This is a genomic window from Paenibacillus sp. OK076, from assembly GCF_900110055.1.
Classification (GTDB): Bacteria; Bacillota; Bacilli; order Paenibacillales; family Paenibacillaceae; genus Paenibacillus.
Genome location: NZ_FOCH01000002.1, coordinates 554,134 through 579,930, shown reverse-complemented (window position 1 = coordinate 579,930; position 25,797 = coordinate 554,134). Strand labels below are relative to the sequence as shown.

At 48.7% G+C, this 25,797-nt stretch carries 18 protein-coding genes, 1 pseudogene and 1 riboswitch; of the genes and pseudogenes, 7 read left to right on the top strand and 12 right to left on the bottom strand.

The window, feature by feature from the left end; all coding sequences use genetic code 11:
* Positions 1-109 precede the first annotated feature (109 nt).
* From BMY78_RS21400 to BMY78_RS21365, 8 genes are all read right to left on the bottom strand, one after another.
* The gene (locus tag BMY78_RS21400) at positions 110-445 is read right to left on the bottom strand and encodes a hypothetical protein (protein ID WP_090903410.1); all 336 of its coding nucleotides are present in this window, start codon (positions 443-445) and stop codon (positions 110-112) included.
* A gap of 48 nt (positions 446-493) precedes the next feature.
* Positions 494-1,195 carry a pirin family protein gene (locus BMY78_RS21395; protein WP_090903409.1) on the bottom strand — a complete coding sequence of 234 codons (702 nt, stop codon included), beginning with the start codon at positions 1,193-1,195 and terminating at the stop codon, positions 494-496.
* A gap of 229 nt (positions 1,196-1,424) precedes the next feature.
* Positions 1,425-1,835: a DoxX family protein gene (locus tag BMY78_RS21390; RefSeq protein ID WP_090903408.1), complete on the bottom strand. Its 411-nt coding sequence runs from the start codon at positions 1,833-1,835 to the stop codon at positions 1,425-1,427.
* Positions 1,836-1,875: 40 nt separating this feature from the next.
* Positions 1,876-2,736 (bottom strand): M56 family metallopeptidase, encoded by an 861-nt coding sequence (locus tag BMY78_RS21385; protein WP_090903407.1) that lies wholly within the window; start codon positions 2,734-2,736, stop codon positions 1,876-1,878.
* A 1-nt stretch (position 2,737) separates the two neighbouring features.
* On the bottom strand, positions 2,738-3,154 hold the full coding sequence (locus tag BMY78_RS21380) for a BlaI/MecI/CopY family transcriptional regulator (RefSeq protein ID WP_076287498.1): 417 nt from the start codon (positions 3,152-3,154) through the stop codon (positions 2,738-2,740).
* A 247-nt stretch (positions 3,155-3,401) separates the two neighbouring features.
* The gene (locus BMY78_RS21375; RefSeq protein WP_090903406.1) at positions 3,402-4,865 is read right to left on the bottom strand and encodes a catalase; all 1,464 of its coding nucleotides are present in this window, start codon (positions 4,863-4,865) and stop codon (positions 3,402-3,404) included.
* A 314-nt stretch (positions 4,866-5,179) separates the two neighbouring features.
* Positions 5,180-5,986, bottom strand: coding sequence for a winged helix-turn-helix transcriptional regulator (locus BMY78_RS21370; protein ID WP_090903405.1), 807 nt, complete (start codon positions 5,984-5,986; stop codon positions 5,180-5,182).
* The gene (locus BMY78_RS21365) at positions 5,962-6,357 is read right to left on the bottom strand and encodes a Fur family transcriptional regulator (RefSeq protein ID WP_076287495.1); all 396 of its coding nucleotides are present in this window, start codon (positions 6,355-6,357) and stop codon (positions 5,962-5,964) included. Before BMY78_RS21365 ends, BMY78_RS21370 begins: the two co-directional genes overlap by 25 nt.
* A 275-nt stretch (positions 6,358-6,632) precedes the next feature.
* On the opposite strand from BMY78_RS21365, the gene BMY78_RS21360 reads away from it, so the two are divergent.
* Positions 6,633-7,760: a GGDEF domain-containing protein gene (locus BMY78_RS21360; RefSeq protein ID WP_090903404.1), complete on the top strand. Its 1,128-nt coding sequence runs from the start codon at positions 6,633-6,635 to the stop codon at positions 7,758-7,760.
* 149 nt (positions 7,761-7,909) lie between these two features.
* On the opposite strand, the gene BMY78_RS21355 is transcribed toward BMY78_RS21360, so the two are convergent.
* Together BMY78_RS21355 and BMY78_RS21350 are read right to left on the bottom strand one after the other, a co-directional pair.
* Complete coding sequence (locus BMY78_RS21355) at positions 7,910-8,848, bottom strand: aldo/keto reductase family protein (RefSeq protein WP_063567219.1); 939 nt, start codon at positions 8,846-8,848, stop codon at positions 7,910-7,912.
* 204 nt (positions 8,849-9,052) lie between these two features.
* Complete coding sequence (locus BMY78_RS21350) at positions 9,053-10,699, bottom strand: cellulase family glycosylhydrolase (RefSeq protein ID WP_090903403.1); 1,647 nt, start codon at positions 10,697-10,699, stop codon at positions 9,053-9,055.
* Between the two features lie 300 nt (positions 10,700-10,999).
* Here BMY78_RS21350 and BMY78_RS21345 point away from each other — a divergent pair, with 300 nt between their 5' ends.
* A complete protein-coding gene (locus BMY78_RS21345; protein WP_090903402.1) occupies positions 11,000-12,013 on the top strand; it encodes a LacI family DNA-binding transcriptional regulator in 1,014 nt (337 codons plus the stop codon).
* Positions 12,014-12,061: 48 nt separating this feature from the next.
* On the opposite strand, the gene BMY78_RS21340 is transcribed toward BMY78_RS21345, so the two are convergent.
* Entirely contained in the window at positions 12,062-13,699 is a 1,638-nt protein-coding gene (locus BMY78_RS21340) for a histidine kinase dimerization/phospho-acceptor domain-containing protein (protein WP_090903401.1), read from the bottom strand.
* 373 nt (positions 13,700-14,072) lie between these two features.
* On the opposite strand from BMY78_RS21340, the gene BMY78_RS21335 reads away from it, so the two are divergent.
* The 4 genes and pseudogenes from BMY78_RS21335 to BMY78_RS33650 all read left to right on the top strand — a co-directional run bounded on the left by BMY78_RS21335 (position 14,073) and on the right by BMY78_RS33650 (position 20,905).
* A complete protein-coding gene (locus BMY78_RS21335; RefSeq protein ID WP_090903400.1) occupies positions 14,073-16,034 on the top strand; it encodes an anaerobic ribonucleoside triphosphate reductase in 1,962 nt (653 codons plus the stop codon).
* Positions 16,031-16,540, top strand: a complete 510-nt coding sequence (gene nrdG / locus BMY78_RS21330; protein ID WP_090903399.1) for an anaerobic ribonucleoside-triphosphate reductase activating protein — start codon at positions 16,031-16,033, stop codon at positions 16,538-16,540. The genes BMY78_RS21335 and nrdG overlap by 4 nt, the downstream gene beginning before the upstream one ends.
* Positions 16,541-16,794: 254 nt before the next feature.
* Positions 16,795-16,993: riboswitch (cobalamin riboswitch) on the top strand.
* A gap of 217 nt (positions 16,994-17,210) precedes the next feature.
* Positions 17,211-19,559, top strand: a pseudogene (gene metE / locus BMY78_RS21325) (5-methyltetrahydropteroyltriglutamate--homocysteine S-methyltransferase).
* A 506-nt stretch (positions 19,560-20,065) separates the two neighbouring features.
* Complete coding sequence (locus BMY78_RS33650; protein ID WP_090903398.1) at positions 20,066-20,905, top strand: methyl-accepting chemotaxis protein; 840 nt, start codon at positions 20,066-20,068, stop codon at positions 20,903-20,905.
* A gap of 132 nt (positions 20,906-21,037) precedes the next feature.
* Here the strand turns inward: BMY78_RS33650 and BMY78_RS21315 are convergent, their stop codons facing one another.
* Positions 21,038-23,857 (bottom strand): glycoside hydrolase family 3 C-terminal domain-containing protein, encoded by a 2,820-nt coding sequence (locus tag BMY78_RS21315; protein ID WP_090903397.1) that lies wholly within the window; start codon positions 23,855-23,857, stop codon positions 21,038-21,040.
* A gap of 379 nt (positions 23,858-24,236) precedes the next feature.
* Here BMY78_RS21315 and BMY78_RS21310 point away from each other — a divergent pair, with 379 nt between their 5' ends.
* Complete coding sequence (locus tag BMY78_RS21310) at positions 24,237-25,781, top strand: FAD-dependent oxidoreductase (protein WP_090903396.1); 1,545 nt, start codon at positions 24,237-24,239, stop codon at positions 25,779-25,781.
* Positions 25,782-25,797: the final 16 nt, after the last annotated feature.

Genomic DNA, 25,797 nt, shown 5'->3' with positions numbered 1-25,797 from the left:
AACCATTTACTTGAACTATGATTTTTTTTACATTTTATCAATTATAATCAATAGAATAAAAAAATGGCCCTAGTGGATTTAAGAGCCATTTTTTTGTTCATTATTTTAGTTAGTCGGCAAAATAATCTTCAGGAACATAGCGAATCTCCGATTCCGCATATATCGTCAATGTTTGGCTTTCTCCATCGTACTGCACCCGGTCTCCCTGAACGTAATACCAATGCTTCACCAAGGGCTGATCTTTACGCTGTACAAAGCGAAACACGTTGAGCTCCTGTCTAAGCTCCATAATGCTATCTACCACCTGTTGTTCCAGACCCGTAACGGTAAAAACAAATCCGGTGCCTTCTTTTTGATAGCGATAGGACATCGAATCTGTTTTGCTGTTCACCAGCCCTCGTCCAGTCACTGCATGCTTAACCATGAACCATTCCTGCTGCGTCATAAAAGTACATCCTCCTTTGATCTTGGAGTTTCATTGCATTTCAGTAATCTAGGGCAGATCGATCAACATATAGAAAGCGTCCTCGCTTGCATCCAGATTCATGGATGTCGTCTGTTCCACACGAGCCGTATCTCCTTCATTTAGCTGATACTCTCCGTTCAAGCCAAGCTTGCCTTCAATAGCAAAAATGTACATGCGGCGATCTTCCGCCTGTTCATATGTTAATGTCTGGCCTGCAGCCAATCGGCCAAGATAGATGGTCATATCCTGTTGAATGGATGCGATACGCGCCCCACCTTCAGGGGATACCACAGGTACCAGTGCTCCCGCAAGCGCGTCTGTATCAAAAGAAGTTGTCTCATAAGAAGGCTCAAGCCCTTTCGTATGTGGCATGAACCAGAGCTGAAGTATACGCACTTCTTCAGAATCGGAGGCATTGTGTTCGGTATGGATCATGCCACTGCCTGCTGACATGCGCTGAATTCCACCAAATGATGTAACAGCCACATTGCCCAGGTTATCTTCATGACGCAGCTTCCCGTTCAGCACGATAGACACAATCTCCATATCACTATGCGGGTGTGCCCCGAAACCACGACCAGGAGCAATTATATCGTCGTTAGCTACCCGCATGGGTCCAAACGCAGTATTCTCCGGGTCCTGATATTCACCAAAGGAAAAGCTGTGATTGCCGCGCAGCCAGCCCCGGTCGAAGCTGGAGCGGGAATCGGATGGAATGACGTTAATCATAAAGGCATCCTCCTATATGTTCTCTTATTTTTTCTTAGTAGCATACTTATTCTCATTGTACCAAATCGATGGGCTAGTCGTCCAAAACAAAATCAAAAAGCCTTTTCCCGGTTCGAACGGTTCACACGAATAATTACGCGTATTCCGAACTAGCGAGAAAAGGCTTGTATGCAGGATTACCTGCTTGAATGAACTTGTTATCCATCCCTATTGGATGATAATAGATATGTTATGCACTAACGTTCTGCCGAGCGTTCCCTTGTCTGGAGAAGAAATGATCCACCGCCAGAAAACGGCTGCCTGTAAAGAGTAGTGTCAATGAACCCGCCAGCAGCAGGTAATCGAATTCGGTACCACTCAAGAACGGCTGTCCCACTTTGGCAGTAAGCAGAACCCCGCCCATCACGACGATGAACAATGCAGCAAATACACGTGTTCCCAATCCCAGAATCATGGCTGCACCACCCACCAGCTCAATGATTGCGACAACCGATGCGAGAAAACCAGGAATGCCGATACTTTCAAAGAAACCAACTGTACCGCTAATTCCACCTTCGAATTTGCTCCAACCATGTAATACAAAGATGAGACCAATCATGATCCTTGAGAAAAACAAGCCAATCTCCACACTTCTATTCATATTCATCTTCCTCCTTGGAGTTTAAGTTCAACGTTACATTTCACCCAATTGACCAAACGAACAAGACAGACAGCAGCAGGATCACTGTGGCAGAAATAAATACCGCATAGCGGGGAAGCGTCAGCGTAACATCCTGTTCCGGGTCTAATAGACGGGAAATCCGCACATTCACCGAAGTATCGGCAAAAGATGATTGTATAGCTGTCTCTCTGATTCTCCAAGGTTCAGGGCAAGCCCGGATCAGTTTGAGCAGTGCACTACCGATGCCCGCAGCGTTCCCTGTACGTTCAATCGCTTCATTGTCAGCCAGAATTTCTCTAATGATACTGTATTGTTTTGAAGTATGCTTCAACACCGGAATATAAGGCATCATGACGGAAAATACCGACAGCAATGTCGTCTTGAGTGGATCACGATGCCACAGATGATGCACCTCATGGTACACAACCGCTCGTTCTTCTTCAGCATCCAGCATCGTGAGCAGGCCTGTGGAAAGCACTATACAGGGTTTCCACAAACCAATCGTAAATGCAACTGGAGACGGCTTGTCCACCACAATGAATCCAGGTTGTCTCAGATGACGGTACCTCGCCTCAAGTTTCCGAGACATGGCCCTATCTTCCATTGACCGAAGCTTCCGTACCGCTGCACGTGTCTTGATCATGCGATCAAACAGCAGCCAGCCTGTACCAGCAAACGTCAGGAGCACCAGTGCCATAAGAACATGCCCTATGGATAACCAGCCCAGCCTGCTCATCCAGTGATTACATAGCCAGAGCAAGTTAAACGGAATGTCCCAACCGAATATTTTGTACATCGCGTACATGAACATCTGCATGAACACGAATAACGGAATGCCAAACCCGACGGTAAACAACAGCTTCGAGCGGGCCTTCCACATGTCAATCGCTATCCTTTTTCCATTGCTTAATCTTCTGCTCCAGACGCTCAATCAACCCTGCATCTGCTTCATCCAGCGCATCCAGCATGTGATTCACAGCAAGTACCCCGAATTCATCCACCAGCTCATGTGACAATTCCTTGGATTGGTCGTTCATAAATTCCTCCCTGCTCTGCACCGGATGGTACAGTGACGTTCGGCCCTTCTGTGACTTGTGGAGCAGCTCCTTGTCCACGAGACGATTCATCACCGTCATGACTGTATTGAAATTAACGTCTTTATCTTTTTCTAGTGCGGTTTGCACTTCGCGAATGCTGCTGCCTGGGCGCGCCCATAAAATGTCCATGATCTTCGCCTCCAGCGGACCGAAAAACCGGTTCAGCCCACGCTCACCCACTTTAAAATTGTGTATTCTCATGTTCAGACACCCCTCACACTACCCATTGTAGTGCCAACAAACGAGAAGTCAACCTCTATGTCAGCTATTTATTGTAAATGATTTGTAAATATGTTTTCCATTTCAGAATATTATTTGGATGCACAAGGTCTGATTATAAGTAAAAAAATGCCTAAAGACCGGGAGGTCTGCTATTCTGCAGTCCCACCCGGCCTCATTCATAAATCGATTATTCATTTCTGAAATAATGATGAAATCAGTGCTTTATTTATTTACGATCCTGTGATGGCATAAATGCGGAGATGTCCACACCCAGTCCATGGGCCAAACGACCACCGAGCTGTCCGTCTGCCTGGAAGAAATGGCACAAGGCACGCAGCTGGGTCTGTTCCGGTACGGCCTTCAGGTCATTGATCAGGTTATCAAGCAAATGCTCCTGCTCAACCGCCGTGAATGAACGGAACAACTCCCCTGACTGCGTATAGTTATCGGTCTTCTCAATTTTCTCACGCGTAACATGACCCTGTAACGGAGCTTGACTGTCGCGATATTCAGGTGCTTCCTCCGGGCTGCTGCCCGAGCTGTTCGGTTCATAGTTTACCGGAGACGGGTCCTGATTCACATTCATGAGGCCATCACGCTGATGATTGCGAACCGGAGCATAAGGGCAGTTCACCGGAATCTGCAAATAGTTCGGTCCAAGCCGGTGGCGCTGTGTATCCGGATAGGAGAACAGACGGCCTTGCAGCAATTTATCCTCAGAAGGCTCAATCCCAGGCACCAGAGCGCTTGGTGAAAAAGCTGCCTGCTCCACTTCTGCGAAGAAGTTCTGTGGATTACGATTCAACGTCATGGTTCCAATCGTCTGGAATGGCAGTACATCTTCCGGCCAAGTCTTGGTTGGGTCGAGCGGATCGAAGGCGAAATCATCCATCTGCTCCGGCTTCAACAGTTGTACCTGCAGCTTCCACTGCGGGTATTGACCGTTTTTGATATGCTCGTGCAAATCCCGGGTGGCATGGTTGAAATCCTGTCCTTGCACCTCAGCCGCCTCTTGACGCGAAAAGCCTCGTACGCCTTGAGCCGATTCCCACTTGTATTTCACATAATGGACTTGCCCCTGAGCATTAATCCATTTGAAGGCGTGTACGCCGAATCCATCCATTTCACGATAACTTGCTGGTGTGCCGAGATCGGAGAACAACCAGGTCATCATATGAGTCGACTCGGGAGATAGTGTCATGAAGTCCCAGTAGCGTGCAGGGTCCTGGATATTCGTATCCGGCGCAGGCTTCAGGGAATGAACCATATCCGGGAACTTTATGGCATCGCGGATGAAAAAGACGGGTAAGTGGTTCCCCACAATATCATAGTTCCCTTCTCGGGTGTAGAACTTCACGGCAAATCCACGTGGATCACGTGCTGTCTCCGGTGAACCTGTACCGTGAATGACGGTCGAGAACCGCACCAGTACATCCGTCTCAGTGCCTGGTTCTTGCAAGAAGTCCGCTGTTGTATAAGCCTTCATGCTCTTCTCCAGTGTAAACACGCCATGTGCACCGGCACCTCTCGCATGAACGACCCGTTCCGGAATACGCTCACGGTCAAAGTGTGCGATCTTCTCAAGCAGATGATAATCCTCAAGTAATGTGGGGCCTCTTCTTCCTGCGGTACGGGAGTTTTGGTTGTCACCTACGGGTGCGCCCTGATTGGTTGTCAAGCGTTCTGTCATATCGTTATCCTCCTTATGTTGGTCTCATGCCTGCTGTATATACTCTATTAAAATCATATTCACCATCGGTTTAAATATACATTTAGACTTGATCTAACTGTTAAAATGATTCTAACATGTCCCACTTGCCTCTTGCATGAGGTTCGTATGAGATTAAGATGAGTTTCTCGCCCGTTTCATGAATGAAACATGAACATCAGCTTGGAGAAAAATGAGCGTTGATCCATTCCAAATGGTTTGATCTACTCTATCTATTGGATATACCCGCATAGGAGTGACATGAACAGCATCATGTGTGCACAAAAAAAAGCGGACTAATCCGCCAGGCGGTAGCCCACTCCTCTTACCGTTACGATATATTGAGGCGAAGCCGCGTTATCGCCAAGTTTTTTGCGCAAGCTTTTGATATGAACATCCACCACATTGCTTCCACCCGTAAAATCAGTCTCCCAAATATCGCTGAGCATCTCCTCACGGGAAATCACTGCACCTTTGGCATCAATCAGCTTCAGCAGCAGATCATACTCTGTCTTGGTCAGGTGAATGCGGTCATTATTCCGGTGCACACTCATCCGCTCACGATCCAGCCATAGATCCTTGAACCCGATGCGTTGGCCTTCCTGTGGAAGAAATCCGCGTTTCGGTGCTGCAGGGCTATTACCAATCATGCGTTGCACACGATACAACGCTTCCTGCGGACGTGCCGGCCAGACCAGTAATTCCTCCTGAAGCATCGGGCCACTGGCACTGCCAATCATCTTCTCCCCCACCAGATACAGACAGGGTGTTGCATGTTCCGCTTCACGATTCAAACGGCTGCTGATGCCCGCAAAAGCATCAATCGTTCCAGCAACAGACAGGTCATAGATCAACAGATCAAATACAAGCCGTTCATGCAAATCAGGCTCCCAGCGGTGGAACACCAGCACATCGAAGCAGCTATCCGTAAGTGCCTTAACCAGCTCATGTACTTGGCCGGGCATCGGACTGATCAGAATGACCCGTCTTGTAACCGGGCAATTATCCACAAGAGGAGTTGGATCTGTCAGGGCAGGCTTGACCCGGAGCGGCAAACGACGACCGGACAGGTTGATTTTTACTTGACCCGTTTGTTTCTGCATTCCGCGCAGACACCTCCAAAGACCACATGAGCGTGATCAATCGCATATCCGGTTTCCTCCGCGACTTGCTTCATCCATTGCGGAGGAACTTCCGTCATGACTTCATCCACCTTGCCGCATACTTCACACATAATATGTTGATGTTCGTCCATGCGGGCGTCATAACGACTGGCTGTCTCGCCCAACTTGAGCTCTCGAATCAATTCTTTATCTGTCAAATATCGGAGCGAATTATATACTGTACCATAAGCCAAATTATAACCTTGCTCCACCAGACGGTTCATCACTTCTGCTGCCGTTGGATGGTCTTCCGAATGACGGACTACATCATAAACAGCTTGACGCTGTATCGTCAGATTTAGAGTTCTCACCAGCAATTCTCCTTTATTTACCCATTCAATAGTATATAAGATGACACAGCAATCTGCTGATTGCTATGATTCCCGGAAATATCAAAATCAATTTTGATTTAGATTAAGTATAAATCTCATTGTATAATGAAGTCAATATCCGACTATTTTATTCATGAATAGCGATAACCAAGGCTCTTCTCCGTATCCACCTCTCCCATTTGGGATAATATGGTTCGCTACTAGACTGCTTTTCAGCTAAAATATAGTAATGTGCGCTAAAGGGGGGATGCTGGTTGCTAAGCACGTTTTTTGTCAATCTCTGTGTTATGATCACGTTCATGTATGTGTCCGGAATCGTAGCCAAATTCTATCGTATCCGTGTTCCCTTTCCCTCAATGCGTATTCAGATGATTGGTGGTCTGCTGTTCGGGATCTATGGAACTGTACTGATGAACTATTCCTTTCCTTTGAATGAAACGACCATTGTGGATTTGCGTCATTTGGCTATCGTCACAGCAGCCGTATATTTAGGAGGACTAGCTTCTGTCATCTCGGGGCTCGTCATTTCCATCCTGCGTATTGTCATGTTTGGAATGTCCTCTGCTGCCATCGATGCAGCATTTGTCATGACAATCATCGGATTGTCCGGTGTATATTTTGCCTATGCTCCCTGGTCCCGATTAACCAAGATTATTACCATGAACCTGCTGGGTATGACGCTGATCTTTGTGATCCTGATGCTGAATACAACCAGCATGAACTCATTAATGAAAGTATATCCGTTACAGATGACCATTTCTTTTGTCGGTGGAATCTTTATCTATTTCATCGCAGAATTCATTAATAAATCCAATGAGATGTTGTTCCTGCTCGAACGAAAAGCAACCACAGACCATCTTACCAACCTCAGTAATCGCAGGCAATTTGAGAAATCACTTGAGCTTGAACTGGAACGGGCACGTGAGTACAAGCAAAAACTATCGCTATTGGTCATCGACATTGACCGGTTCAAAAAAGTAAATGATACCTTCGGTCATACTTCAGGTGATGCGGTCCTGAAACAGCTCGGACAATTGCTCATTGAGCATTCCCGTTCGGCGGATATCGTCTCTCGAAACGGAGGCGAGGAATTCGCTATACTATTGCTCGATTGTGGTCATCATCAGGCCTTGGCCATTGCCGAGTCAATCAGACAATCGGTTGAGAAATACCATTTCGCTCTGCCTGATGGCAATACAATCCGGCTGACCATCTCGATCGGAGTCGCTGTTTTTCCAGATCACTGTGACGACCGGGATGATAACGATTTCTTTGAACAGGCAGACCGTGCATTATATGAAGCCAAGAATACAGGACGGAACCGGGTATGTGCCATTCCGCTGCGTTCCAGGTCACTCTCCGGCAGCCAAAGCCCATTCTAATCTCAAACCCAAAAAGGGATGTTCCCGCAGCCTATTAGGTTAGCCAGGACATCCCTTTCTTTCTTATCTCACCCATTTTGCAATCATTCAACTCAACTCGCTTACGGGTACAAGAGCCACCTGTGCGGTCGAGTATGACTGAGTTTGCCTTAAGCTAAGATTTGTTCGATTTCTTCAACGATGGCAGCATCCAGCTTCACACCGGAAGCGGCTGCGTTCTCTTTCACCTGTTCAGGGCGGCTTGCCCCTACAAGCGCACTGGAGACGTTATTTTGGCGCAGAATCCACGCCAGAGCCAATTGACCGACCTTCAGGTCCAGCTTGTCCGCCACTTCAATCAACTGGCGAACCTTGCCGATCCGATCAGCGTTAATTTTCCCTTCATCCCAGCCAAGCTTCGCTGCGCGGCTGTTCTCAGGAATATCGGACACCGAAGTGTATTTCCCGGTCAACAAGCCTTGCGCCAGCGGGGAGTAGACGACTTGTCCAATACCTTTACGCTCACCCAGCGGAATGATTTCACTTTCAATGTAACGGTCAAACATGTTGTATACCGGCTGGTTCACCACGATATGATCCAGCAGCAGGCGATCAGCGGTACCCAACGCAGCTTCCATCTGTGCCGCGGTCCACTGACTAACACCTACGTAGAGCACCTTGCCTTGACGCACCAGATCGTCCAGTGCTCGCAGTGTCTCTTCAATCGGTGTTTCGGTATGATAGCGATGGCAATAATATATGTCTACATAATCAACACCCAGCCGTTGCAAGCTGGCTTCGCATTGTTCCTTAATATGTTTACGGGATAACCCTTGGTCATTTGGACCGTCACCCATTTTGCCAAAAACCTTGGTTGCTAGCACATATGAATCGCGGGAATACGCTTTCAACGTCTGCCCCAGCAGTTCCTCTGCTGCACCCCGCTCGTACACATTGGCTGTATCGAAAAAGTTGATACCTTCATCGAATGCGGCTTCAATTGATTTCACCGCGTTTTCACGTTCCACATATCCTCCGTATGTCAGCCAGCTACCCAGGCTGATCTCGCTTACTTTCAGTCCGCTTCCACCCAATCTACGGTATTCCATTGAATGCACATCCTCCTCTAAACTGATTAATGATGAAGTTCCCTTTCTATTGTATCGTATTCGGCTCGGATTAAAAGGGCTTTGGTGAAGAATTTGGCAAATAGATAAGGTTGCATATGAAAAGCTCCGCTGCATGAGCGGAGCCACGATGCACATTAAATATTACCTAGTCACCACATTCTAATGAATGCACGCTAGTTTGACTTAGTTAGCTGTTACGATAAATTGTTCCCATGCTCCGCCCACGGCGTTACGATTGGCGTACAGTACGCCCCCGTTATTCAGATCTGCACTGACATATTTACCGTTCGCCACGGATTTAAAGGCAACCAGTCCCCCGCCCAGCTCTTCACGGGTAAACTTCTCCCATGTAGATGGATACGTGGCTGAGGCAATCAAGCGCCCGCCATTATTCAAATCAGCTTGCACATATTTGATATTGCTCATCGACAGCAAAGATACCGTTCCATCTGAATTCTGGATGATTTTGAATCGTTCCCAATGTCCGGCAGTGTCCCGATTGGCTACCAGAGCATCTGCACCGCCATTCTCTGCGCTGACAAAAGTGCCATTGGCGTTGGCTTTCAGACTGGACCATGTCTCTGTGAAGGGAGCCGTTCCCGTATGCTTCTTGACCACATTCTGGAACGAGGTATTAGAGGCAAAGTTCGCCGTTGTGAACTTGCTCCATTTGGAAGCAATCGTTGCCGCGCTGTCCGTATTCAGGTTAGGTGCCGGATTGTTGTTATTATTGTAATAGCCCCAGGTTCCGCCCCCTTTAACCTTATAACTCCAGTTCGTCCATGAAGCATTCAGTGCATTCAGACCAGACAGCCACTTCTCGGTCAGATCATCCTGACCAAACGAGAACTCGCCCGCTAACACCGGAACGTTCCAATTCTTCTGATAGGACGCCATATCCTTCAGCCAGCGATCCATCTCCGAATTGGTCAGATCCCAATTGTTATAATCCGTGAATTGATAATGATGCGTCTGATACATCACATTCGTCCAGCCATAAGTTGTTGGTGGTGAAGCTGCCCACCAGTCGAAGAATGCCGCGATGATGATCATGTGATCGGCATCCTTGGCACGGACGGCTTTGTACATCCGGTCATAGAAATCCATTTTTTGTTTGATTTGAGCTGCATTTTCACCTGTTCCCATCGTTACGAGAGGTTCATTGAGCAGGTCGTACGCGGCAACGGTTGGATTGCCTTTGTAACGTGTCGCCATCCGTTCCCAGATCTGAATCGTCCAGTTCTGGTATGTAGAGTTGGTCCACAGTTGGTTAGAATTCTCCTGACCGCAGGAATGCCATGGACAGGCTGCTCCCGGTGCACCGTGCAGATCGAGAATGACATACAGGTTCCGTTTGCCCGCTTCATCAATCAGCCAATCCAGCTTGCGGAACGTAACCGAATCAGGCTTCATGACACCGCTGGTGTTCATAAAATCCTCCCAATAGATCGGCACACGCACAACGTTCATGCCCCAGCTCTTGATGTTATCCAGATCACCAGCCTGAATCCAGTTGTCCTGATATCCATTGATCAGGCTCTGTGCACCCGATTCTCCAAAACGATTCGTCAACGTGCGACGCAGCGTGTATTCATCTACCGCGCCGGATGGCGTCATCCATTCTTCCTGCAGCAGCCACCCACCCAAATTTGTTCCACGCAGGTTTACCACGCTGCCTGTACCCGAATTATTACGGACAACTGTCCCGTTAGCCTTCAGGAAATCCCCTGGTCCAAAAGCCGCACTTGCCTTCGGTGAACCTACGGCCGAAGCCAGCAGTCCAAGCAGCAGACAGCTGCACAATAGCATGATGGTGCTCTTCTTCAACATGTTGACGCCTCCCTTAAATGGTCATATTTTGAGGTATGACTGAACCAGGATGCAGCACTCACGACGAGTAACGTAATGCTATAGAAACAGCGGGTACGAGCGGTATTATCCAAAGATGACCCCGCTATTTATCACAACCAAGGGATAGTGAAATCGATTACATTATGTTGAACGTTAAACCCTTTATTCCTGCACTATCCCAATTATTGTTTCAATCGGTTATAACTTGTAATCGTTTTCAATTGGAATTATAATGAATTTGAATTAATTGTCAATCACTTATTTGGAGTTGTGAAGAATATGGATGTCAAAATCATTGATGTAGCTGCCATTGCAGGTGTGTCCCCGGCAACCGTATCGCGGGTCATTAATCAGCACAGCAAAGTTAGCACCAAAACCAAAGATAAGGTGATGCGCGCCATCGAGCAATTGGGATATCACCCCAACGCAGCAGCCAAAAACCTTCGTTCACAGAGAACCATGACGATTGGCGTCATCGTTCCGGACATCAACAACTCCTATTATGCCGAAATTATCAAAGGCATTGAGAATATCGCCTACGCCCGACACTACAAGGTCATTATATGTGATGCCCATAACCAGAAAGAGCGAGAAGTTGATTATCTTAATTTACTGCTGGATCGGACCATAGACGGTGTTATCATTATCACGCCCATGCTGGCGGATGAGGAATTATTCCAGCTTGCAGATAAAGGCTATCGCATTGGCATCGTTGGCAAATACATCGAACATGATCAGATCCCGTGTATATATACGGACAACGTGAAATTCTCCCAGGAAGTTGTTCAGCATCTCGTTGAGGCCGGACATCGAAATATCGTTTTCTTAAACGGTTATCCTGAAGCGATCGACAGCTATGAACGACTTGAAGGTTATTTGAAGGCCCTGCGCAATCACCAGATTCCGTTCCGTCCCGAATTGATCGAGAATGGGAACTTTAATGAGGAAGGCGGGTACGAGGCTATCAAAAGACTGTTTAACAAAGGCCTGTCCTTCACCGCTGTATATGCGGCTAATGATGAAATGGCTCTAGGCGTTTACAAGGCATGTACGGAATACGGAATACGCATTCCCGAGCAATTGGCTATCGTAGGTGTGGACAACAATCGAATCAGCAAATACATCCATCCTACGCTAAGTTCGGTGAACCAGCCCAAGTATACGATGGGGGCCATTCTTATGGAGAAGATGATTGACACGATGAATACGAATGAATTTCAGGACAAACGTGTCTTTAAAGTCGACTCAGAGCTGCTTGTTCGAGGGTCCTCGTCCTTCAAAATAACAACATAAAGCGCACCCGTGAAAGGTGCGCCTAATTTAAACTATGTTCTCATGTTTTTAATGCACAATGATGCTTAATGCATTTAACAAATCAGCCTGCTTCACCGGCTTGGTCAGGACCGCATCGAAGACTTCCGCTTCATGCGAATCGATATGCATGCCATACGGAATCAGAACAATAACTGGTGAATCTGTAACCAGGCGTTTCAGCTTGTGTACAAAATCCACAGCGCCGCCCTCCAGCAGTCCCATATCCACAACAGCCACGTCCGGTTTAAAGCCCCCCTGAATCCAGTCGTACGCCTCGGTTGTAACCGAGGTCATGTGCACATCCATCTCCCATCTGCGCATCAGGGATGAGGCCCCTTGCAGAATGTCAGGATCCTTGGCAAGCAGCACCTTTTTGCCCTTCAGTCGATGCTGAATATTGGCAAGCTGAGGCAGTTCCCAATGTCTGCGGAGCGGCAGTCTAATTTCGAATTCTGTCTCCTTGTCGCCCATACCATGTACCTGAATACGCCCATTCATAAGGATGGCAAGATTCTGGCTGACCGCCAAACCGAGATTGGTCCCTACCAGCTTCTGTGTACTTATATTTCCGTCCAAACTGTTAAATGATCTAAGCTTTTTGTCCGAAGACAACATGCGGCCAGTGTACTTCACATGGAGTAGAAGCGTACCCGCCTCTTCTGTATCTCCACCAGCTACGGTTGCCGTAACCAATACGGAGCCTGTCCGTGTTGAATCTAGGGCATACTGCATGACATGGGCCAATAGTTGTCCGATCTTTATTTCATCCCCGACGAAAACCTGAGATACGTTCAGATCAAGGTTCAAACCCAGCTCAATGTTCTTGCTCAGCGCCAGTCCCGCGTAGAGATAAACGGTATTTTCAATCGTGGCGACCAGATCGAATGGATCATCATGCACAACCGTTTGGCCTGCGTCATTGACGTTAAAACTCATCATGTTATTGAGCAGGGAGAGCAGAATGTTCCCGCTGGTTTCGATCATATTCACATATTCTATCTGCTCGTCCGACATATCCGGTGTACGCATCAGATCCGTTAATCCCAGAATGCCGTTCAGCGGGTTACGAATTTCGTGGCTCATCAGCGACAGCATCTGTGTCTTGGTCAACGCCTCAGACTCCGCACGTTCCTTCTCTGCCTGCAATTGCTCTTGCAGTTGCTCCGAATGACTCAGCTTCTGTTCCTGAACTTGCAGCGTATCTTCCAGATCCACGACATACCCGAGAAAAACGGCCATGGCTTGCAGTGTTTTCATATCCGTTTCACTAATCACATAATCGGGATCATCCATGAGGCAGATCGTGCCGAACGTTTCCCCTGACCTCCGCATAATAGGAATCCCCACAAAGTAACGATTGCCCAGTCCGCTTGTTACGTCCATGGTTTTCGTAAGAGGATGTTCACATGTATCCGTAATGATCAGACTGCTGCCCTTATCTCTTAAGACCAGGCTGCAGTATGACGCTTCAAATGGAAGTTTACTACCTTTGGCGACCAACTCTTCCTCGCGGTTAAAAGCTTCCATAATAACATTGGTCACTCCATCGTTCGTGGCAACAAAAATGGTGTTCACTTTTAAGATGCCGCTTAATACGTCTACAATATGGGACGCGGCTTCCTGTATATTTTCATAGAAGCCCCTTGTAACACCTACCGTTCCCATGATTCACCCCTCTTGTCTTAGCTGCATTTTCAATTCATAGTGCACTGTATGATTCAATCCATTAACGAGGGTTCAAAAGTTGCGAAAAAGTGGTCACAACCTATACATATATAAAGTTTTCTATCTACTTCTAAGCATCGTCAACTGTAATTACACGGTAAATAGAAATTATACGCTTACCCTCCAGCTTTGAAAACCTCTATCATTCTGAGCGATGAATCATGACGAACGATCAGCCACTCACATGTGATCATTATCACACCAAAATAACAATATATAGTTTATAAATGAATAAAGAAACTCTACATGTAGTGTTCAATGAATGGACATTATCCCATACATTTCAATTTTATTATTTTTAGGAGGAACTGAGATGAACATGCTTGAGTATGCCTCTCCACCGGCATCCGACCTGCTATCTGACCTGGGAAGACGAATTATAGGTGCTGAAGACGCCGATACGCTGAGGGAGAATGCCAATCTGAACGGAGACTCGTTCAGCGGCAAGATGAGCAGGCTCGGTTCGGAGACCGCCAAGTGGCATGCTCTGCGTCATGTACTGCCTAAAGAGCTCGCTCAGGCTGTGGAGAACGGCGATCTGTATGTACACGATCTGGATCAGTATGCCCTCGGAACAACCAACTGTATCTTTATCCCATTTGACCGGCTGCTGGCCTCCGGATTCAACACCGGCAACGGTTCGGTTCGTACACCTCAGACGATCATGTCTGCCATGGCACTGGTCGCCATTATTTTTCAATCCCAGCAGAACAGCCAGTATGGCGGTGTATCCGCCAATAAAATCGATTGGGATCTCGCACCTTATGTGAAGCGTTCGTTCCGTAAGCATTACCGGAAGGGACAACGGCTGTTTGGAGAGAATGAACGAATTGAGGATGAGCAGCTGCATCTGGATAGTGATGAAGCGAAGAAGAAGTGTGCACGAGCCTTTGCCTATGCCTGTGAAGAAACGGAACTGGAGACCGGGCAAGCTGCGGAGTCCCTGATCCATAACCTGAACACCATGAGCAGTCGTGCTGGCGGACAGATTCCGTTCACTTCGCTGAACTACGGGCTCTGTACTTCAGCCGAAGGTCGACTCGTATCCCGGTCGTTGCTGGAAGCGACCATTCGTGGACTTGGTAAGGGGGAAACACCCGTGTTCCCTCAGCATATTTTCCAATGCAAGCAAGGAATTAACCAATCGGAGGCAGATCCGAATTACGATCTGTTCCGGCTTGCTGTGACCTGCTCCTCACGGCGCATGTATCCGAACTTTGTCAATGTGGATGCTTCCTTCAACCTGCCCTATTATCAACCGGAAGATCCCGATACGATCATTGCGACGATGGGATGCCGGACACGCACACTGGCTGATCGCTTCGGACGCAATCGTCAGAGCGGCAAAGGCAATCTGTCCTTTAACACTATCAATCTGGTCAAGCTCGGCATTCGATATGGAATCTGCCAGGGCGCAAGAGCCATCGCTGACCGGGCTGGATTCTATACGGCGCTGGAATCCGTCATGCACAATGCTACGGATGGACTGCTGCACAGGTATCGAATTCAGAGGAACCAGCCTGCCAAAGCATCGGACTTCATGATGCGGGAAGGGGTATGGGAAGGCGGTGAACAATTGGCTCCGAATGAACCGGTGGCCGATCTGTTGAAGCATGGTACGTTATCCCTTGGTTTTATCGGGCTTGCGGAATGTATGACCGCTCTATATGGCCGTCACCATGGACAAGACCTGCATGTACATCGAGAAGCCTTGAATATCATTCGTACGATGCGAGAGTTCTGTGACCGGATGAGTGAGCAGCATAACCTGAATATCACCTTGTTCGCTACGCCCGCTGAGGGTCTATCCGGCAAATTCACCAAGATCGATCGTGAGCGATATGGCGTCATCGCGGGGGTGAACGACCGGGAATACTACACCAATTCATTTCACATTCCGGTCTATCATACGCTTCCTGCCTATCGCAAGATTGAGCTGGAAGCTCCCTTCCACTCACTATGTAATGCCGGAGCGATCTCATATGTCGAACTCGACGGGAATGTAAGGGCCAATACCTCAGCTTTCCAACGAATCGTGCAATTCGCGCTGGCCCAGGACATCGGGTATTTCTCCATTAATCATCCGATTGACCGCTGTCCGTCCTGTGGCTATGAGGGCGTTATTGGAGATGTATGTCCCGGATGTGAGGCTCATGAAAACCATGTACATTTCCAGCGGCTGCGCCGGGTGACGGGATATCTGACCGGTGACTATAAAGTGCGCTTCAATGCGGCGAAGCAAGCCGAAGTGAGAGACCGGGTGAAGCATCAATGAATCTGTATGGTTACATCCCGGAATCGGTGAATGAGGGGCCTGGCCTGCGTGCCGTGTTGTTCATCAGCGGATGCCGCCATGCCTGTCCGGGCTGTTTCAGCCCCGGCTCATGGAGCTTCCGTGCAGGGGAACCATTTACGGAGAAGCAGCAGCAGCAGATTTTGCATGAAGTGTCTTCGCATCCCTTGCTGGAAGGGGTTACGTTATGCGGAGGTGATCCTTTTTTCTCTGCCGCAGCATGTGCCTCCTGGGTTCGGCAGCTTCGGGCTGCTCGGCCTGATCTGACCGTATGGGCCTACACGGGGTTTGTGTATGAGGAGCTGATAACAGACCCGTCACGGATGGAGTTATCCCGGCTATGCGACGTCATTATCGATGGACCTTATATCGCAGCTGAGCGTGATGTGTCACTTCCTTTTCGCGGCAGTCGTAATCAGCGCATCATCGATGTGGGGGCAACAACGGCTCGCCAGACAATCGTTACCATGCAGTTAGATGCATGGTAACGATTTTTTTATTGGGTGGAGTCAGCACTGCATATGCTGGATTTGATTCATTTTAATGAGCACATTCTGCCAATAAACCAAGGTTTCACAGGGCTCTATTTTTATTTCCAATCGGATTAATGATATATGTTGCAAGCCCTTAGGTTATCGTCTATGATTGGTAGCATAAGAGCAAGTATACGACGATTGCAGCATGATACAATCTATCATCTATGCTTGGTCACCAATTTCATAGCCGGAGATGTGTACGCACATTTCTGCACACGGAAACAGGTGCCGACCGCGCTGCATGCGTGGTCAGGCTTAAAAGGGAAGCACGGTGCAAATCCGTCGCGGTCCCGCCACTGTATACGGGGAGTCTATGCATATAATCCACTGGGGTAAACACCGGGAAGGAATGCATATGGCCATGATCCGCAAGCCAGGAGACCTGCCTGTTTCGACAGCATCGCATGACCTACGGAAGATAGGGAGGTGTTAGAGCAGCCGCTACAACGACTTATAGCAGGTGTTCTTTCCCATTCTATCTTTGTGCACAGTCGTCATTCATGATGCCTGTTTCTCGGGGGTATGGAATCGGAAGGAATGCCTTTTTTTGATGCTTTCAAATGAAACACAACACAATAGCTTCAACCGGATGATCATCATTATTAATGAGGAGGAATTTTACATGTCGCAATCACAGCAACAACAGCCACAAGTACGGACAGGCAACCTCGGTTACCCCCGCATCGGTGCGGGACGCGAATGGAAAAAAGCACTGGAGTCCTTCTGGGCTGGCCGAATCGATGAATCCACGCTTCATCAGGAGCTGACCTCGCTTCGGTTGCAGGATCTGAAGAAACAGCAGGCACAGCAGCTCGATCTGATTCCTGTGGGCGACTTCTCCTATTATGATCATATGCTTGACGTATCCGCGATGTTTGGCGTCGTTCCTGAGCGCTTTAACCATGCAGGCGGACCGGTATCCGTATCTACCTACTACGCCATGGCCCGGGGTAATGATGAGGCAACCGCCTGTGAGATGACCAAGTGGCTGAACACCAACTATCACTACATCGTACCTGAGATTCATAATGATACTGCATTTGCATTGCTTGAAAATAAACCCCTTGCCGCCTATCGCGAAGCGAAGCAGGAGCTTGGGCTGGAAGGTAAACCGGTTGTGGTCGGTCCGTACTCGTATGTACGGTTCGCCAAAGGCTATGACGCGGAACGCTTTGCAGAGATCGTCACACATCTCGTTCCAGTATACGCCCAGCTTCTGTCTGAGCTTCAGGCAGAAGGCGTACAGTGGGTACAGATCGACGAGCCTGCTCTGACGCTGACTGTCTCTTCCGAAGATGAAGCCTTGCTGCAGCAGGTGTATGCTGCCTTGGCACAAGCTGCACCGGAATTGAAGCTGCTGCTTCAAACGTATTTCGAATCGGTGGAAGCTTATCCGGTCGTGACAGCTCTGCCTGTTGCCGGAATCGGCCTGGACCTGGTCCACGGCTATGAAGGCAACTTCACCAGCCTGCGGGAGCATGGCTTCCCGCAGGATAAATGGTTGGGCGCCGGTGTCATCGACGGGCGCAACATCTGGCGCGCCGATCTCGCAGAGACGGCGAAGCTGCTGGAGCAGGTAGCTGAATTCGCAGCCGAAGGCAAGCTGATCATTCAGCCTTCCTGCAGCCTGTTGCATGTACCGGTTACTGCCGCTCAAGAGAGCGCGCTTGATCCGGTACTGCGCAATGCCCTGGCATTTGCCGACGAGAAGCTGGAGGAAATAGCGACGCTCGGCACGTTGTTGTCCGGCGGTGCAAAGCAGGCGGACCAAGCAGCGGCTTTGGCTGAAGCCCGCCGCCGCGCCCAGGCAAGCACCGAAGCGGTGCGCCTGCTGAGCGAGTCCGAATCACGGACACGCCTGAGTGGTGCACCTGCAGGGGTGCATGCTGATGAGCAGCTGCTCCGAAACGCGTCATTCTAGGAGCGACGCGAATTGCAGCAGCAAAAATGGTCGCTCCCGCTGCTGCCAACCACAACCATTGGCAGCTTCCCGCAAACGGCGGACGTGCGCAAAGCACGCGCACTCTTCCGTAAAGGGGAATGGAATGCGGAGCAATATGACGCCTATGTACGTGAACAGATCCAGGAATGGATTACCATTCAGGAGGAAATTGGTCTGGATGTGCTGGTACACGGTGAGTTCGAACGTACCGATATGGTTGAGTTTTTCGGTGAAAAGCTGACTGGATTCGCCTTCACCAAAAATGGCTGGGTACAATCCTACGGCTCACGCTGCGTGAAGCCACCTGTAATTTACGGAGATGTGCTGTTCAATGAACCGATGACGGTGAAAGAAACAGCCTATGCCCAGACACTGACCAGCAAACCGGTGAAAGGAATGCTCACAGGTCCGGTAACGATCCTGAACTGGTCCTTTGTACGCTCGGATATTCCACGCAGTGAAGTATCCTACCAGATTGCTCGCGCCATTCGGGACGAGGTTGAAGCGCTGGAGCAAGCAGGCATTGAGATGATTCAGGTCGATGAGCCAGCTCTGCGCGAAGGACTTCCACTCAAACGAAGCAAGTGGGATGAGTACCTGCAATGGGCCGTGGAATCCTTCCGTTTGGCTACTGCAACCGTAAAACCAACAACGCAAGTGCATACCCATATGTGCTACTGCGAGTTCGATGATATTATTGAAGCGATCAGCGACCTGGATGCAGATGTGATCTCGATCGAGACATCCCGCAGCCATGGGGAACTGGTAGGCAGCTTCGAGCAGAATACGTATGACAAAGGTATCGGACTCGGTGTATACGATATCCATAGTCCGCGTGTTCCGGGCAAGGACGAGATGTTGAATATGATTGAGCGTGCACTTCAAGTGCTGCCAGCAGATCTGTTCTGGGTGAATCCTGACTGCGGACTGAAAACACGTGGTAAAGCGGAAGTTGTGGATGCATTAAGCATCATGGTAGACGCTGCTCGTACGGCAAGAGAACGAGTAACGGCAGAGTCCTCCATATAAACGAAGCTTGTGAATGCAAACAATGGGGCTGTTCCCAAAGGAATTCCGCCTCGCTCCAAGCGCTAACAAACCTACCGCACCTTAACAGGCGGATCATCAACGCTTGCAAGATTTAACGAACCTCAGTAACGCTATTTCGTCATAAAACGTTGTCAAAACCCGAAAAATGGACCGATTCGCCGAAATAACGTCTCTGTGATTCGTTAGATCTCAGGTCTGGGCAAATGGGAGCGAATAGCGTGTTTCAGGTTCATTCAAACAAAATAAGACGAACAAGGGATGTCCCCTGTCATATTCATGACTTCTGGGACATCCCCTTTTCATTTACCATCATTATATTTGTTTATCTGGTTGAAACTACAGCTAACTCTTCTAAAGGTACACATATTATCATTTCTCTCTATTTTATTCTCTATTGCATGACGATATATGATATAGACAGTTATTAAATAACCATTTAAAACAATCATTTATCAGATCAAAAATTGAGGAGATGGAACTTTCCAATGGATATGATTCAATCATTAATCGCATGTATGCCCTTTTTTCGGGATACGATTCGCCAAGATGTAACCCTTTCCATTATTGACCGGGAGAAATTCCTGTATTTTTCCGCAGGAGAGTCGTTGAAACAACTGGAGTTCAAAGCAGGTGATCCACTGCTCGAGCCTAATCGAAATTTTGCCGATCTGAAAGGCGGTACGGACAAACAATTTGATCATTACCCGAAGGAGTTATTTGGAGTACCGTTTGATGTCGCCTACCTTCCGATCAAAAATGAACAGGGCGAGGTCATCGCTATATTCAACCTGCTCTACAGTATGGATGATCAGGATCAGCTGCAGCAGCTCATGAATGTGACCGAAAATTTGACCAACCAGTTGATTGACAGCGTTCAGCACGTGGCTGCACATTCGGAGGAGCTGAGCGCCACCACCGAAGAGATTCGCAACAACTCCAAACAAGCTGTACAGAAATCAGGCAACGTGACTCAGGTCGCCAGCTTCATCCGTGAAATCTCGGAGCAAACAAATCTGCTCGGCCTGAATGCCGCCATCGAAGCTGCTCGTGTCGGTGAAGCAGGTGCAGGATTTGGCGTGGTCGCCAAGGAAATCCGCAAGCTGTCCGTAGATACAAAGGAAGCGACTACGCGTATTGAAGAGTCTCTCCTCTCCGTCCGCCAATCCATTCAGGGGATGGAGAATGAACTTGGGGAGATCACCGCGAGTTCTCAGGAGCAAGCGGAACTGGTTAACAATTTTATGAGCACGATCGAGCAGTTGAATGCAACGAACCAGCAATTGAAAAAATTTGTGCACAAACTGATTACGTTTGACGGAAAGTAAAAACGAAAACGAAAACGAAACTCCTAACCCACTCAACCAAACGCACAAACAAAAAGCCTCCGAATCTCTTCGGAGGCTTTGTCATTTACTATCATTCCAATTTGGTCATCTTGCTAATGTTATTCTATCGACTTAACGAATCTGGAAATGGCTGACACGAACTCCTGCGGACAACACGAGGTATACATCCTGTTGACCTGATGCGCCTTGCAGGTCTGCCTTAACCGTGGACCACTGCTGTGCCTCGCCTTGTGCCAGTTCCACGCGTCCAGCCAGTGTACCATCAGGTGCGCCCAGTCGAACTTCCAGTACCGCATCTGCCTGCTCTGATGATACACGAGCTTCAAGCGCTGCTGCGCCGCCGCCCAGATCTGCATCCTTGAAGGCAACCCATCCTTGTTCACCAATCACACGGACAGAAGTTCCACCTTCCTTGCTCTCATCCAGATCCACACCGAAGTATGCATCGTAATTTTCGGCGCGTGTAGCCACACCCAGATTACGTGAAGGAATGGTCTCCCCTTGTACTGTCAGATCAGCAACAAGCTGAACATCAGCAGAAGATTTGGCCACCATAATGGAGTACGTGCCGCTTTCGACCACATAACGATCACGGGTTACATCCCAGATCGCCAGTTCTTGAACGGGCAGTGTGAAGCTGACTTTTACTGTAGCTCCAGCTTCGATATAAAGACGACGGAACCCTTTTAACGTTTTGAGTGGACGTTTCACACGGGACTGTCCGGCACGCACATACAACTGCACGACCTCATCACTAGCGATCTTTCCTGTATTCGTCACGTCCACTTGCACAGTAATGGTTTCGTCGACTCCAGCTTGGGCCGGGTTCAGTTCCAAATTACTGTATTTAAACGCTGCATACGTTAATCCATGTCCGAATGGATACAGTACGTCACCTTCAAAGTACTGATACGTACGTCCAGATTGAATGATATCGTAGTCTCTGATATCGGTCAGCTGATCTGCAGATTGTACCCACGTCATATTCAGGCGGCCTGCAGGCGCATAATCGCCATATAATACGTCAGCCACAGCGTTCCCCAACTCTTGTCCAGCATGGGATGTATACAATACAGCCGGGATGTTCTCCTGCACCCAGTTGGACGTGAACGGGTAACTTCCCACGATAACTACAACGGTATTTGGATTCGCTGCATAGACGGCTTCAATCAGACGCTGCTGGGATTCAGCCAGATCCAGACCTGGACGGTCGATCTCTTCTTTACCATTCACAAGCGGATTATTGCCGACAAATACAATCGCCGTCTCCGCTTCCTTCGCGGCCGTTACCGCTTCCTCTAGTCCATTCACCACAATATCCTTTTTGAACGTTTCCGTAGCACCGAAAGATTTCAACTCTTCGGATACCGCAAACGCATCGTTTCCACCATTGGGTGCTGTTACTGTTTTACCGTTCCAAGTGGTCAGCCCCACGCTTCCGTCCTGTTGAGGCAACAGATGGAATACTTCCTTCACAAACCAGCCATACACTTCATCCGCCGATGCCGTAACCGTTTCTTCATCTGTCGTCAGGTATTTCCCATTACGGTCTGCCTTCAGTGTGTAACTGCCAAAGCCCCAGTCACTCAGTGTAAATGTCTCAGCATTCCCAGAAGCAATGATGGATGATTTCTCATCTTCAGCCAATCCGACAGCTTTGCCACTTGCCACGGAAGTCAAAGTAATGCGGTCGTTGCCGTCCTTGAATGCAACCTTGTCGCCGCCTACTTTGCCACTGATCGCTTCAAGCGGGGATACACTATATGGCATGGTTCCTGCATACCAGTCACGATAGACTGTTCCGCCCAGTTGACCAATCACAGCCACTTTGCCGGATTTTGTTTTATCCAGCGGCAGCGTGCCTTGAACATTTTTGAGCAGTACCACTTGTTCTCTCGCTGCTCTCAATGACAGGGCCTTTGCCTTCTCCGTCATCATCGCTTCTTCACCAATCGAAGCATATGGATTGCCCTCCGCCGGATCGAATTCACCCAGACGGAAACGCACACGGAACGTATTGAACAATGCCAGATCGATATCTTCCATTGTGAGTGTGCCTTGCTCCAACCCTTCGCGCAGCGCCTGCTTCGACAGATCCGCATCATCGGTAATGCTGTCAATTCCGGCTTTGACGGACTCCACTGTACCTGGTGTGTGCGAATCATAGTATTTATGATCGTTCTTGATCCCCATGACATCGCCTGCATCACTGACGATGAAGCCATCCATGCCCCATTCGCCCTTCACAATCTCGTTTACAAACGGATGCAGCAATGCTGGTGTACCATTAATAGAGTTGTACGCGGTCATCATGGACTGCGCGCCGCCCTCTTTGAACGGTTTCTCGAACGCCTTCAGATAATATTCACGCATGTTGCGCGGATCAATGCTCGATGAACCACTGCCCCGGTCCACTTCATTATTGTTAGCCAGGAAATGCTTCAACGTGGCAACCGCCTTGTAATACTTCGGATGATCGCCCTGAATTCCCTTAACCAAGGCCGTTGTCAGCTCAGCAGTCAGTTCCGGATCTTCACCATAAGCTTCTTCGTTCCGACCCCAACGCGGATCACGCTCCATATCAACCGTAGGTGCCCACAGCGTCAGACCGTTTACTGCGGGATTGCGTTTGTAAAATACACGTGCCTCGTCTCCGATCACGGAGCCGATCTCTTTCATCAGGTCCGCATCCCAGGTACACGCCAGCCCTACCGGCTGCGGGAAGGAAGTCGCTTCGCCAAGCCAGGCCAGGCCATGTGCTGCTTCTGTTCCGTGTTTGTATGCTGCGATTCCCAGTCGTTCTACTGCGGGTTGGTATTGCAGCATGGATTCGATTTTCTCATCTTCCGACAGACGGGACACGAGGTCCTTTACACGTGTATCCAGTTCGAGCGTTGTATCCTGGAAAGGATATTTCGTTTGGTTGGTCATGATATGGAATCTCCTTTGGGCATTCATTGATTTATTTGGAATGATAGCGGATACATAATCGATAAATTAATACGATAAAATCTTGATGTATCCGACCTCTCAATTCGAAGATTTAACCTTTTATAACAAGCACTTTACAAACCTTCGTTAACTCTTCTTTTGATTTACTAAAACGATTTCGGTGAATCTATCATATAGCATGTTTGGCAAAAAAAACAGGGGGCTTCACAGGAAAATGTGAACTTTCCTCAGGAAAGTATGCGGTCAATCGTTTTATTCTGGCACAGGATGGTAATCATGGATAGAAGTATAGATATGACGTACTTATTGAGCTAAGCATAGTCCTTAATGAAGAAGAATATTGAAGGAGGAACATCGAGTGAGTGACCATCAACAGCCCCCGACAGGTTTGCCTTCCATACCGGAATCCCTGTGGAGAGCGACAAACACATTCAATGAATATCCGAAACTGACAGAAAATACAACCGCCGATGTCGCCATTATCGGAGCAGGAATTGCAGGTATCACAACAGCCTATTTGCTGGCCCAGAAGGGCATGCGTGTCGTTGTGCTTGAAGCCGGAAAAGTACTGGATGGCACAACCGGCCATACAACGGCCAAGGTATCGGCGCAGCATGGCGTCATATTTGATGAATTGCTTCACCATTTTGGAGAAGAACAGGCCCGCATGTATTATGAAGGCAATGCAACAGCTGCCAAGTGGATGCGCGATCTGGTGAAAGAGAAACAGATTGATTGCCAGTGGGCTGAGGAAGATGCCTATGTCTACATTCAATCCGAGGAGAATCTCAAGAAGCTGGAGATCGAGCTGACTGCCTATGGCAAGCTGAATATTCCTGGTCAATGGGTTGATCCCCTTCCCATCCCTGTTCCGTCCAGGGCAGGGATTAAAATGCCGGGACAGGCTCGCTTTGACCCGCTCCGTTATTTGCATTACCTGCTGGAATCCGCAGTCAAACAAGGTGTCCGCATCTTCGAACATACAACGGTAACCGATGTGGAGGAAGACGCCTCACTGCATGTGCGTACACATGAGAATGGTCCATCCGTAACGGCCGAACATGTCGTTGTGGCCTCCCATTTCCCGGTCTATGACCCTGGATTTTATTTTTCACGGCTTCACGCTGAGCGTTCCTATGCTGTTGTTGTTGAACCTCAGAAACCTTTCACAGGTGGCATGTACATCTCTGACGATGAACCCTATCGATCCCTGCGTACCGTCATTCATAAAGAGAAGGAACACATCCTCTTTGGAGGGGAAAATCACAAAACCGGACAGGGCATCTGCACGGCCGGTCATTATGAAAATTTGGAGCGCTATGCAGCAGAAACATTTGGCATTCGCAGCATCCCTTTCCGCTGGTCAGCCCAGGATCTGATCTCCATCGATAAGGTCCCTTACATTGGGCCAATTACTGGACGACATGAATGTGTCTATGTGGCTACCGGCTTTGCCAAATGGGGCATGACCACAGGAACGATGGCTGGTCATATCCTTGCGGACCGGATTACCGGACGCGACAACGCTTACGCTGCTGTATTCGATCCTGCACGATTCAAGGTAGACCCTGGTGTGAAAAACTTCCTTGTAGAGAATGTCAATGTAGCCGCGGAACTGATCTCTGGCAAAGTCGGCATTATTCACAAAAACACGGGAGAACTCGGCAACGATGAAGGGGCTGTTGTTCGCCATGACGGCAAACGTGCTGGCGCCTACAAGGACCCGACTGGCAAACTCTTTCTGGTGGATACTACCTGCACCCATTTGGGTTGTGAAGTGGAATGGAATGCCGGGGAACGTTCATGGGATTGCCCATGCCATGGATCACGCTACGATTATGCGGGCAAAGTCATTGAAGGCCCTGCCGTTAAAGACCTTAAGGTGCTGGAAGCACAAGAATAAACGAAGCTGATACCCC